The organism is Actinoplanes subglobosus (assembly GCF_042650585.1).
Classification (GTDB): domain Bacteria; phylum Actinomycetota; class Actinomycetes; order Mycobacteriales; family Micromonosporaceae; genus Actinoplanes; species Actinoplanes subglobosus.
Window position 1 is genome coordinate 1 of sequence record NZ_JBHSBL010000001.1, and the last position, 11,884, is coordinate 11,884.

Genomic DNA, 11,884 nt, shown 5'->3' on the forward strand with positions numbered 1-11,884 from the left:
CCCGGTCGGCGCCGCCGGCATCGAGCTGGCGCTGGCCCGCACCGGCACCGGCCGGACCCCGATCGCCGCCCGGGTGGTCGCCGAGCACCGGCTGCGGGCGCTCGGCGCCGACCCGGAGTCCGGCACCCGGTCGCTGGCCGCCGGCCCGGCGCGGCCGGTCGTCGCGGTGCGGATGCTCGGCTCGTTCGTGGTGCTGCACGGCGACGACCCGGTCCCGGTCGCCGCCTGGCAGAGCCGCAAAGCTCGTGACCTGCTGAAATTGTTGGTCGCGCGGCGGGGTCGGCCGATCACCCGCGACGCGCTGGGCGAGGCGCTGTGGCCGGGCGAGACGAACGTCGCGAACCGTCTGTCGATCACCCTGTCGGTGCTGCGCGGTGTGCTCGACCCGGACCGCCGGCTGGCCCCCGACCACTACGTGACCGCCGGTGCCGGAGGTCTCGCCTACGACCGGCACACCCTGGCCGTCGACGTGGACGCGTTCCTGCAGCTGGCGAACGCCGGAACGGCCGCCGCCCGGCAGGGCCGCCCGGATCAGGCGCGGATGCTGCTGTCGGCGGCGGACGCGGCGTACGCGGGCGAGGTGCTGGCCGACGAACCGGACTTCGAGGGCGCCGCCGCGCTGCGGGCCGAGGCACGGATCGCGCATCTGGCGGTGATGCGGGCGCTCGGCGGCGTGCACGTGGCCGCCGGTGACCTGGACAGTGCGGCGTGCGCCTGGTCGCGGCTGCTGGCCGACGATCCGTACGACGAGGATGTCGCGTTGCGCCTGGTCACCGAGCTGACCGCGGCCGGACGGCACGGGGAGGCGGCCCGGCAGCGACGCCGCTACGAGGGCCGGATGCGGGAGCTCGGCATCCCCACCAACAGCGGACCCCAAGGTCGCTCCCGATGATCGTCGGCGTGAATCCCGGAACCGGCGGCGCGCCGATGAGCGGGCCGTGACGCAGATCCTGATGGGCTCCTTCCCGGCCTTCCCGGGGCCGTGGGGACGCCGCGAGATCCGGGCGGACGTCGCTCTCTACCAGCTTGAGCAGGCCGAACTCTGGCGCCGGCGGAACGGCATGTGACGGCTCACCAGTCCATCCACCCGTCGAGGGGCGGTTTGCGCAGGTAGGACGGCTCGTCGAAGTCGATGGCGGTGAGCCACGCCTCCTCGGCCGCCGCCAGGTGCCCGAGCCGCCGGGTCAGCTCGCGCACCACGAGCGGCATGTGCGCGGCCCCGAACACGATCGCCACCTCGATGTCCTCGCCGGCGAACGCGGCGTCGATCTCCCGGATCACGCCGATCAGGAGACCGTCCCGTTCGGTCAACCCGTTCGGGCCGATCGCCTCGCCCGGCGTCGGCTCGAACACGGTGGTGTCGTCGATGTCCAGGCTGTCCCTGACGATCCAGTCGTCGCGGCCGGACAGCGCCATCTGGATCGCCAGCCCCGGTGTCTGCACGACCACGTCGGCCCAGCCGAGGTCGGGCATCCGGCGGTCCTCCTCCGGCGGCGGTGCGGTGTGCGCGTCCGGGAAGATGATCGGCACCCCGAGCGCGCCGTAGTCGATGTCCTGGTGCACCAGCTCACGGGCGGCGCGCTGCCGGGCCAGGCGCATCGCGGTCACATAGGCGTACCCGGTCGAGCTGGGCCCGTCGTACTGCTCGGCGACGACGGCCTGGCAGGACCGCAGCCGCTGCCAGATCGCCCAGTAGTAGTCGGGGTGACCCATGTGGATCGTCGGGATGACCACCCACCGCAGCCCGCCCGCCGGACGCTGGAAGACCCGCACCGACGTCCGGTAACCGATGTCGCTCCACTCGGCCAGCCGCATGCCGCCCAGGGTAGGAATCCGGTGCCACCGAGCTCAGGCCAGGCGGGGGACGCCGGGGCCGCTCAGGTCGGCCAGGGCCGCGCGGCGGCCGGTGATCGCCATGCCCAGCGCCTCGGCCGGGCCGGTGACCAGGTCGCCCACGCCCGACGACCAGTCGGTGTCGGTGGCCACCAGGCGCAGCCCGCCCAGCCGGCCCGGAGGTGCGAGCGCCGGAGCGGCCCCCGGCGAGGTCAGATGGTCGAGCAGGATCCGCCAGTGCCCGACCGGGACGTCGGCGTCCAGGCCGAGCGGGCGGGCGATGTCACGCAGGTGCACGCAGGTCTCGGCGAACGGTCCCATCGGGCCGACCCGGGGCGGGTCCACCCGGTCCGCGGCGTGCAGGCGCAGCAGGGCGGTCAACTCGGTGCGGCGCCGGCGGGCGAGCTGCCGGGTGAAGTGGTCGACGGTCCGTGCCGTGTCACCGCGGTAGCGGAACGACACGGCGAAGAACCGTCCGAAGCTGATCAGCATCGGCTGGACGAAGTGGGCGGCCAGATGGTGCACCGTCCAGCCCTCGCACAGGGTCGGCGCCCGCCAGGCCGCGTCGTCCAATCCGTCCAGGAGGTCGGCGACCAGGATCCGGTTCGCCGTGGTCAGACGATGGATCCCGGCGGTCACGACCGGACCTCGGCGCGGATGTCGCGGCTCAGGGCGGCCAGCACCTTCAGGGTGGCGGCGAACTCCTCGGACGTGCACTCGGCGGCCATCCGGTCCAGGCGGGACAGCTCGCCGGCGCGAACCCGGGCGAACAGTTCCGCCCCGGCCGCGGTGACCGCGATCAGCACCGAACGGCGGTGTGCCGGATTGTCGTGGGACTCGACCCAGCCGAGAGCGGTGAGGTCGTTGACGTGCCGCTGAATACCCTGACGGGCCAGATCGAGGCGGTCGGCGATGTCGGGGACGGTCATCGGGCCACGCTCGGCGAGCATCTCCAGCACCGCCCGCATGCCGACGCTCACCCCATCGGCGCGCAGGGACTCCTCGACCACTCGCGCCGAGTTGAGCACGAGTGGCCGGACATGCCGCAGGATCTCGTAGATCGTGGTGCCACGCTCCAACATGACACCTATGATGTCATATTCGATCTACTCGATACCACCAGGTCGTCAGCTCGTCGTCCGTCTCGTCCAGGGACTCGTCGTCGGGGCGGAGGTCGTACCAGAGTTTCGCCTCGTGGGCGCGGGTCCGGCGTACCACCGCCCGAAGCTCTTCGACCCCGGGGATCCCGGCGAGCTCATCGGCGGACAGCGGGTGACCGCCGACCAGCGCCTCGTGGCCCAGCGCCCACCAGAGCGCGATCAGCTCCACGTCACCGTCCCGCTCGGCGGCCCGCGCCACCGCCACCACGACGTCGAGCAGCCTGACCTGCCGCGGCTGCACCGCGCCCGGCCCGGCCATCCGCCGCCACAGCCCGGTGCCCGCCTCGCAGTACAGCCACGGCGGATCGACGTAGCCCTCCTCCAGCTCCCCGGCGAACTCCTCCTCGTCCGCACCGAACTCACGCAGCGTGGTGAACTCGGTGATCCCGTCGAAGAACTCCCGCCGCCGCGCGTAGTCGGGATGCTCGCTCACCGGGAACCGCAGCGTGTGGCCGCGTCGCAGCAGGATCTCCAGCACCCGGTGCTGTGTCAGTGAACAGTCGTAGCCGAACTGGAACGCGTAGAGCGCCACGAACCAGTCCCGCACCCGGGGGTCATCGGCCGGAAGGTGCCGGTCGAGGACCTCCACCGCGCCCTGCACCATGTCCTCGATCGCATGCATCGACATGGCCGTCACGGTACGTCGCCTCGATCAGCGTCCGCGTCGCATGGGCCGTGAACACGCCGTGCTCCCGGATGTGGGCATCGATCCGGAGCAGCGGCTCCCGGTAGCGGTCCACATCGAAATCCGGAACCCACCACACGCACTTCCGCAGGATCCACACCACCGCGCCCACGTCGAAGAACTCCATCCGGCACCGCGCGGTCCGCAGATCCACCACGTCCAGCCCCGCCGCGCGGGCCTCACCCGCCTCCCGGGCCGGATCGCGGCCGAGACGCTGCAGCGGCCCGAGGAACCACTCGATCAGCTCGAACGCCGACCCCGGCCCCACGTGCTGCGCGAAATAGGTCCCGCCCGGAGCGAGCACCCGGGCGATCTCCGCGAAGTCCGGCCGCACCGGATGCCGACTGCTGACCAGGTCGAACGTCCCGTCTGCGAACGGCAACAGGGAACCCGGCGGCACCTCGGCGACCTCCACGCCGGGCAGTCGCCGTGCCCGAGCGGCGTTCGGCGGCCAGCCCTCGGTCACCACCATCCGTGGCGGCAGCACCGGCATCTCCCCGATGATCTCCCCGCCGCCGGTGTCGATGTCCAGCGCGGACCGGGCCCGCCGAAGGCGCTCCGCGAGCAGCCGCGCATAACCCCACGGCGTCCGCTCCTCGGTGGCCCGCCCGTCCAGCCAGCCGAAACCCCACCCGCCGACGTCCGCTTCAAGCCCATCAAGGACAAGCTCATCAAAGGTACGCACACCGACTCCCGTCCCCGCACCAGCGACGAGTGTCCGCCCCGAGAGCCCCACCCGCACCCGGTTATCGCCTCGCGACAGCGCCACTCGCACCCGGTTGTCACTCCGCGTGCGTGCCGCTCGTGCCGGTTGTGGCCTCGCGTGCATTGCCGCTCGCGCCCGGTTGTCACTCCGCGTGCGTGCCGCTCGTGCCGGTTGTGGCCTCGCGTGCATTGCCGCTCGCGCCCGGTTGTCACTCCGCGTGCGTGCCAATCGCACCCGGTCATCTCCCCGCGAGACCGCCGCTCGCGCCCGGTTATCGCCGCGCGTGTGTGCCGCTCGCGCTCGGTTATCGCGCCGCGAGAGCGCCGTCTGCACCGGGTTGTCGCGGAGCGCTCGGCCCGGTTCCTTGCCGGACCCTTGACGGAGTGAGTACTCACTCCGTACGGTCGACGGCATGACAGAGACACCTGCCCGGCGGAGAGCGCCGGGAATGAGCCCCGAGGCGAGGCGCGAGATGATCGTGGCCGCGGCGCTGCCGTTGCTGGTCGAGCACGGCGCCACCGTCGGCACGCTGCAGATCGCGAAGGCCGCCGGGATCGGTGAGGCCACGATCTTCCGCGTCTTCACCGACAAGGACGAGCTGCTGGAGGCGTGCGTAGTCGCCGCGCTCCGCAACGACCATGTACTGGCCGAGTTGGACGCCGTCCCCCTCGACCAGCCGCTGGTAGCCCGGCTCACCGAAGCGGCCGCGACCCTGCACGCCTACCTGCACCGCATGGGCGCGGTGACCGCCGCCGTCCACGCCGCCGGCCGCCGTGTCGTGCCCCCCACTCACGCCCCCGGCGGCCCTGCCCGCGGTGTCGCGCCCGCCGGCCATGCACCCGGCGACTCTGCCCGCGGTGTCGCGCCCGCCGGCCATGCACCCGGCGACTCTGCCCGCGGCGTCGTGTCTGCCGGCCATGCGCCCGGCGACTCTGCTCGCGGCGGCGCGCCCGCCGGCCATGCTCCCGGCTCGGCCGATCGCGGCGCTTCCGTCGGCCCTGGCCTCGGTGTGTCTGGCCAGGGCCGTGGTGGGTCCGGCCGTGGCCTCGGGGCCAGCCGGGAGGAGGCATCCGAGCGCACCCGGCAAGCGGTGATCCGGCTCCTCGAACCGGACCGCGACGCCCTGCGGCTGCCGGTCGAGCAGCTCGCCGCCGTCTTCCTCGGCATGCTCTTCAGCCGCCCGGGCGCGCCCGCCGCCGACACGCCGATCGAGACACTCGTCGACATCTTCCTGCACGGCGTGGTCACCCCGGGGGTGCCATCGTGACCATCACGCTGAACCACACGATCGTCCCCGCCGTCGGCAACGAGTCGGCCGCCCGGTTCTTCGCCGATGTCATGGGGTTGACCTACGGCGGTGCCGTGCGCCATTTCGCCCCGGTCCGCGTCAACGACCAGCTGACCCTCGACTTCATGACAGTCGCCACCCCGGCCGCCGTCCACCTGGCCTTCGACGTCGACCCGCTGACCTTCGACGGTATTCTGGCCCGTCTGCGGTCGGCCGGCATCCCCTACGGCAGTGAGCCCGACGAGCCGGACAACGGCCGCATCGACCACCCACTGTGCCCGCGTGGGCTGTTCTTCCGTGACGAGACCGGCAACCTTTACGAGGTCATGTCCCCGGCCTGACCTCGGCGTCCACTCCCGCCTCGGCGAACTGCCCGGCGAGCAGGCGCAACTCCGCCTCGGTTCCGCTCAGGCCCGGCCCCCGAAGGAGCTCGACAACCGCGGGAATCTCGTGCAACGGCGTACCCCGGCGTTTGCGAAGAACCCTCATCACCGCGACCAGGCGCTCACCCCGGATCGGCCCGGATCCACTGCCGAGACCGCCGTCGGCTCCGCTATCGGCCCGGATGTTGGCTCCGCTATCGGCCGGGCCGTCGGCCCTGTCGGCCCGGTTGTCGGCCCGGTCATCGGCCCGGTCGGCCCGGTTGTCGGCCCGGTCATCGGCCCGGTCGGCCCGGTTGTCGGCCCGGTCATCGGCCCGGTCGGTCTGGTCATCGGCCCGGTCGGCCTGGTTGTCGGTCTGGTCATCGGCCCGGTCGGCCCGGTTGTTGGCCTGGTCATCGGCCCTGCCGTCGGATCCGCCGTGGGGTCCGGCGCCGGTGACCCCGTAGCCGGCACCGATCCGCAGCCGGTACACACCGCACTGCTCCAGCAGCGCCGCACGCCACGGTGCCGGCGGCTCGTCACGGCCGCACGACGTGATCGTCGCGCCCGGGCAGGCGTGCGACAGCGACCAGTGCAGACGCCCGCCGACCACCATCTCCTCGAACGTCGCCCCACCCGCACAACTCTCACAGTCGAACGGCACCGTCGCCTCAGTCGCCATCCGCCGACAGTAGACGTGCGAGACCCATCCCTCGGACTGGCCATGCATCGTCGTCACCGGTCGCTGATCCGCTACCGGCCACCATGGTGCGCGCGGTGTCGACCCACCGTGAGCCGACACCGAGGGCCAGTGCGCACGATCCCCGACCGGGTGCTCCCACCGTCGCCATAGCGGCGGTAAGCGACCACTATCAATGGAGTGGGTGCGTTCATCCTCCCGACACCGATGATGGTGTCGCACGTTGCCGTTGTGGGTGCTCCCGCCGTCCCCGCGGCTGAGCGAAACGCGAGCCGCCGTCCGGCCGCGACGGGCGGAAGCCGCGACGGGTGCAGGCCGCGATTGGCGTGGGTCGCGATGGGCGCAGGCCGCGACGGGTGCAGGCCGCGATTGGCGTGGGCTGCGACGGGCGGAAGCCGCGACGGGTGCAGGCCGCGACGGGCGCGGGCCGCGACGGGTGCGGGCCGCGACGGGTGCAGGCTGTGACGAACTTGATGGACGGGTGAACGGCGCCGGGATGAACGAACCCCTGGTGGCGGCGCCGACGACAGGTCCTCGCGGGTGCCCGGCTCTTCCCGCCGGCCGTCCCGATCGTGATCCGTCAGTTGTGGGCCGGCGGTGTCTCGGGTGGCCGTACCATCTCGGTGATCCAATCGACGGCGACCGGTGCGTCGGCCGGTGTGCCGGAATAGAGTCCGTTGACGACGAGCCAGATCCGGTGGGCCAGGAGTTCGTCGCCGCCGGCGCCGGCGACGAGCCGGTCCATCTGGGTGCGGCTGTCGGCGAGGTAGGCCTGGGCGACGCGGGCCGGTTCGTCGCTCTCCCCGGGGAACTCGGTCAGGTAGTTACGGAAGGCGCAACCCCGGTATCCGGGCCGGCGGACACTGTCGGCGATCTCGCCGACCAGCGCGAGCAGGCGTTCGGTGGCGTCGGTCGACCATCGGAGGGCCTCGGTGACGGCGCGTTCCCGTTCGCGGCGGGCGAGACTCAGATATGCCGCCGCGAGTTCGGCTTTGCTGGGAAAATGCTTGTAGAGCAGGTTTTTGCCGCACCCGGCCGCCTCGACGACCTGGGCCATGCCGACCGCGCGGACGCCGAACTCGTAGAAGAGCCCGGCGGCCGCGGTCAGGATGGTGTCCCGTGTTCCGGGTGCCGGCGTCCGCGCCATACACCCCACCCTAAAGGACCGATCGGTCCAAACCGACATTCTTCTCTTTGTGTCCGTTCGCGTCGCGCTCCGGCCTGTCGCCGAGATCGCCGGTGACGAGTACCGGCCGGCCGTTCGCGTCGAGTTCGAGGACGCGGTCGACCAGGTCGAGACCGTCCGTGCGATGCGCGAGCACCAGCACGGTCCGTCCGGCGGCGGCGGCCAGCAGATCAGCCATCAGTTCCCGCGCGCCGGCTTCGTCGATCCCCTCGGTCGGTTCGTCGAGGATCAGCAGCGCCGGATCCGCGAGCAGCGCCCGCGCGGTCGCCAGCCGCCGCCGCTGCCCACCGGAGATCGTCCCGCCACCGGTCCCCAGCCAGGAGTCGAGATCCATCCAGCCGAGACCGACCCGCACCAGCACGGCCCGCATCTCCGCATCGGTCGCCGCGGGCGAGGCAAGACGCAGATTTTCCCGTACGGTCGACGCGAACACATGCCCGGTCTCGTCCCCCACGAGCACCGCGGTACCGCTGACCTCGACGTCCCCGGCAAACGGCGGCAGCAGCCCGGCCAGTACGGCGGCCAGCGTGGACTTCCCGCACCCGGACCGCCCCATGATCGCCGTCCGGGACCCGCCGGCGAGTTCCAGCCCGGTCCCGTCCAGCACCGGAACCCGCCCCGGATCCCACCCGGCCACCAGCCCCCTGACCCGCACCGCCCCGTCCCCGCCACGAACGTCGGTGTCGCCGCCGCCTGAGGCATCGACGACGGGACCGTTTTCGATCAGGGCGGCGACGCGACGTTCGGCTCCGGCGGCCCGTCGCCGGGCGATCGCGGCCTCGGGCAGGGACGTCACGGCCTCGCCGAGCACGACCACGCCGAGCAGCATCACCGCGCTCCATTCGGCGGTGAGCCCGCCGCGCGCGAGGACGACCGCCACGCCGGCGACCGCCGCGCCCCATCCGGCGTGGGCGACGGCCGCGGCGAATCCGGCGCCCCGCGCCGCCAGCGCCTCCAGATCGGCGAGGGTCCGGCTTCTCTGCTGTGGTACGTCCACCCGGCCCCCACCGGCGGCCAGTTCCTCGACCCCGTCGACGGTTTCGACGACGGCGTCCCGCAACGCCGCCCGTGCCGAGCCGGTCGCCGTCTCCTGCCGGTCCGCCTGCCGGCCCGCGATCGCGGGCGCGAGCACCCCGGCGACCAGCAGCCCGACCGCCACGGCCACCGCTGCCTGCACCGTCGTGGCGGCGACGACCGCGACGCCGAGGCCCGCCGTGACGGCCGCGGCGACGACCGGAAGCCGCCCTCGCAGCAGCCCGTCGGTGCCCGCGTCCACATCGTCGACCAGCCGGGTGAGCAGGTCCCCGCGCCGGTGCAGCCGCGGCCCGGGAACGAGCGGGATCAGATTCGCGTAGACCGCGGCCCGTCGCCGGCCGAGCCGTGCGAAGGCCACCTCGTGGGACACCAGCCGTTCGAGATAGCGCAGCAGTGGCCGGGCCACGGCACTGCCGCGGACGAGCACCACCGCCGCCGACAGGCTGAGTACCGGCGGTAGCGACGACGCCCGGACCAGTAGCCAGGCCGCGGCCCCGGTCAGCACGATCCCGGCAATCGACGACCCGGCCCCCAGCAGGGCCGCCACCCGGACCCGCGCCCACCAGGGCGCCCGCCGGGAGGTCGCGAGGGAGTCGTCCCGGTCCGGGTGTCTGGTCGCCGGGGGTGTCCCGGATGGTTCGGGCCGGATCCGGTGGCCGGCTGCGGGAACTGCCGGGGATGGCTCGGCGTAGGGGTGGCTCGGGGCGCGGGTTGTCCCCGAGGGCCCGGCGACGCTCGGGGTGGCGGTCCAGGACGGGACTTCCAGGGTGTTGGTCATCGTGGCGGTGACCGCGGCGGCGTGCGACAACAACGTTCCGGCCGGGGGATGGACGTTCACGACACGGTCGGCGGCGGCCAGCAGGGCCGGGCGGTGGGCGACCACCAGGACCGCGCAGCCCTGTGCCGCGAACTCGTGCAGGCGGTCGATCACCAACCGTTCGGAACGGCTGTCCAGGTGGGCGGTCGGCTCGTCGAGCAGCAGCGTGACCACGGATGCGGTGCGCCGGCCGGTGACCGCCCGGGTGGCGCGGTGCAGGAGAACGGCCAGGGCGAGACGCTGGCGCTGTCCGGCCGAGACGCCCGCGACCTGTTCGCCGAGCGGGGTGCCGCCGGTGAGTTCGCCGGTCAGGCCGGCCAGGTGCAGCGCGGTGTGGATCTCGTGGTCGGTGGTGCCGGCCGGGAACGCCCCGGCCACCGTTCGCGCGTGCGGGAGGGCCGGTCGCTGAGGCAGGTAGAACGTGCTTCCGACGGCGATCGCGCCGGACTCCGCGGGATGCAGGCCGGCCAGGACCCGTAGTGCCGTGGTCTTGCCCGCGCCCGACATGCCCTGTAGCGCGACGAGTTCACCGGCGCGCACTGTCAGTTCCGGCAGGTCGAGGGCCTCCTCGAAGGCACCCGGGTACCGGGCCCGGAGCCCGGTGGCCCGCACACCCCACCGCCCGCTCGCGGCGCGGCCGAAGACCGGTGACGGCAACGCGACCACCCGCCCGGCCGGCCCCGGAGCGGTGAGCCTGGCCGACAGCGCGAGAACCCGCGGACGACCGTCGGGAGTACCGGGGGAGTCCGGGGTCAGTAAGGACGTCGTGCCGGTGGCGTCCGGACCTGAGTGGTCGGGGGTCGGTGAGGGTGTTGTGCCGGTGGCGTCCGGAGCGGAGCGGGCCGGGTCGGCGGTGGTGCCGGATCCGTCGGCGAAGGAGGCGGAGAGGATCTCGTCGACGTCGGCGATGACGGCGCCGGCGTCGGTGGAGGCGTGATAGCGGGCGGCCATCTCACGGAGCGGGCGGTAGGCCTCGGGGGCGAGGAGGATCACGAAGAGGGCGGGGCCGAGGTCCATCGAGCCGGCCGCGACCCGGAGGCCGGCCTGCACGGCGATCAGGCCGACCGCCAGCGTGCCGACCAGGTCGAGAGCGGTCGACGACAGGAACGCCACCCGCAACACCCGCATGGTGGCCGCGCGATGACGGTCGGTCAGGTCGGCTATGACGTCGATCTGGCGGTCGGCACGGCCGTACATCTTGAGGGTGGGAAGGCCTCGCACGACGTCGAGGAAGTGGCCCGCCAACCGGGAGTCCGCCGCCCACCGCCGTTCGGCGCGGGCCTTCGTAGCCCAGCCGATCAAGGCGCCGAGCAGCGGCAGCAACGGGATCGTGAGCAGGGCGACGACGGCGGAGGCCGGGTCCACCAACGCCATGATCACGACTACCAGCGGGGGGAGCAGGACGCCGAGGACGAGCGCCGGGAGATATCCGGAGAACCACGGGCGCAGGGAGTCCAGGCCGGTACCGAGCACGGTGGTGAGGCGGCCCGGACCGTAGGCGGCGACCCAGGCCGGGCCGAGGTGCAGGATCCGGTCCAGCAGGGACTGTCGTAGTTCGTCGGCGACGCGGGCCGCGGTTCGCTGGGCGGCGACCTGTTCGGCCCAGGCCAGCGCGCCGCGCACCAGGAATGCGCCCGCCAGCACCGCGATCGCCGCGCCGACGGTCGTGGGCGGCAGCGCGCTCAGCGACCGCACCGGGACGCCCATCGCGCCCGGTGTCATTGCCGTGACGATCCCGCAGAGCGCTGCCGCAATGGCGATCGTCGTCAGCGCCTGACCGAATCCGATCAGTACCAGAAGGGCGATGCCGCCGCGGCTGGCCCGCGCGTGACGCAGCAGCCGCGGATCCACCGGTCCCCGGGCATTTCGCTCCCGGACGGCCACCGCCGCGATCTTGCGCGACTCACCACCGGTATCGGTGGCGAATCGGTCAAGATCTGGTCCGCCGGAAGGAGAGGTGGAGCGGTCGGGTGTGCCGGAGGCGGAGTCGGGGATCTTGCGCGACTTGCCACCGGAATCGGTGGCGAATCGATCAAGATCTGGTCTGCGGGAGAGGGCGGGGGAGGGGGAGGTGGAGCGATCGGGCCTGCTGGCGGGGGAGTCGGGGATCTT

The 11,884-nt window shown here is 73.0% G+C and carries 12 protein-coding genes; 4 read left to right on the forward strand and 8 right to left on the reverse strand.

Annotated elements, in window-relative coordinates; all coding sequences use genetic code 11:
* Positions 1–892: AfsR/SARP family transcriptional regulator (locus tag ACFO0C_RS00005; RefSeq protein WP_378064292.1), on the forward strand; the 892-nt coding region annotated here is incomplete at its 5' end.
* 46 nt (positions 893–938) lie between these two features.
* Positions 939–1,067, forward strand: coding sequence for a hypothetical protein (locus ACFO0C_RS00010; RefSeq protein ID WP_378064294.1), 129 nt, complete (start codon positions 939–941; stop codon positions 1,065–1,067).
* A 4-nt stretch (positions 1,068–1,071) separates the two neighbouring features.
* Here ACFO0C_RS00010 and ACFO0C_RS00015 read toward each other — a convergent pair whose 3' ends face one another.
* From ACFO0C_RS00015 to ACFO0C_RS00035, 5 genes are read right to left on the reverse strand one after another with little or no spacing between them, the layout of a single operon-like run.
* Positions 1,072–1,815 (reverse strand): hypothetical protein, encoded by a 744-nt coding sequence (locus ACFO0C_RS00015; RefSeq protein ID WP_378064295.1) that lies wholly within the window; start codon positions 1,813–1,815, stop codon positions 1,072–1,074.
* A 33-nt stretch (positions 1,816–1,848) separates the two neighbouring features.
* Positions 1,849–2,472: a maleylpyruvate isomerase family mycothiol-dependent enzyme gene (locus ACFO0C_RS00020; protein WP_378064296.1), complete on the reverse strand. Its 624-nt coding sequence runs from the start codon at positions 2,470–2,472 to the stop codon at positions 1,849–1,851.
* Complete coding sequence (locus ACFO0C_RS00025) at positions 2,469–2,915, reverse strand: MarR family winged helix-turn-helix transcriptional regulator (protein WP_378064297.1); 447 nt, start codon at positions 2,913–2,915, stop codon at positions 2,469–2,471. Before ACFO0C_RS00025 ends, ACFO0C_RS00020 begins: the two co-directional genes overlap by 4 nt.
* 13 nt (positions 2,916–2,928) lie before the next feature.
* Positions 2,929–3,621 carry a hypothetical protein gene (locus tag ACFO0C_RS00030; RefSeq protein WP_378064298.1) on the reverse strand — a complete coding sequence of 231 codons (693 nt, stop codon included), beginning with the start codon at positions 3,619–3,621 and terminating at the stop codon, positions 2,929–2,931.
* The gene (locus tag ACFO0C_RS00035) at positions 3,548–4,363 is read right to left on the reverse strand and encodes a class I SAM-dependent methyltransferase (protein ID WP_378064299.1); all 816 of its coding nucleotides are present in this window, start codon (positions 4,361–4,363) and stop codon (positions 3,548–3,550) included. Before ACFO0C_RS00035 ends, ACFO0C_RS00030 begins: the two co-directional genes overlap by 74 nt.
* A 433-nt stretch (positions 4,364–4,796) precedes the next feature.
* Between ACFO0C_RS00035 and ACFO0C_RS00040 the strand changes: the two genes are divergently transcribed.
* Complete coding sequence (locus ACFO0C_RS00040; RefSeq protein WP_378064300.1) at positions 4,797–5,651, forward strand: TetR/AcrR family transcriptional regulator; 855 nt, start codon at positions 4,797–4,799, stop codon at positions 5,649–5,651.
* Entirely contained in the window at positions 5,648–6,013 is a 366-nt protein-coding gene (locus tag ACFO0C_RS00045) for a VOC family protein (RefSeq protein WP_378064301.1), read from the forward strand. The genes ACFO0C_RS00040 and ACFO0C_RS00045 overlap by 4 nt, the downstream gene beginning before the upstream one ends.
* Here the strand turns inward: ACFO0C_RS00045 and ACFO0C_RS00050 are convergent.
* The 3 genes from ACFO0C_RS00050 to cydC all read right to left on the reverse strand — a co-directional run bounded on the left by ACFO0C_RS00050 (position 5,997) and on the right by cydC (position 11,656).
* Positions 5,997–6,716, reverse strand: coding sequence for a hypothetical protein (locus ACFO0C_RS00050; RefSeq protein WP_378064302.1), 720 nt, complete (start codon positions 6,714–6,716; stop codon positions 5,997–5,999). The two genes, ACFO0C_RS00045 and ACFO0C_RS00050, sit on opposite strands and share 17 nt — an antisense overlap.
* 598 nt (positions 6,717–7,314) lie before the next feature.
* Positions 7,315–7,881 (reverse strand): TetR/AcrR family transcriptional regulator, encoded by a 567-nt coding sequence (locus ACFO0C_RS00055; RefSeq protein ID WP_378064303.1) that lies wholly within the window; start codon positions 7,879–7,881, stop codon positions 7,315–7,317.
* 10 nt (positions 7,882–7,891) lie between these two features.
* Positions 7,892–11,656 carry a thiol reductant ABC exporter subunit CydC gene (gene cydC / locus ACFO0C_RS00060; RefSeq protein WP_378064398.1) on the reverse strand — a complete coding sequence of 1,255 codons (3,765 nt, stop codon included), beginning with the start codon at positions 11,654–11,656 and terminating at the stop codon, positions 7,892–7,894.
* Positions 11,657–11,884: the final 228 nt, after the last annotated feature.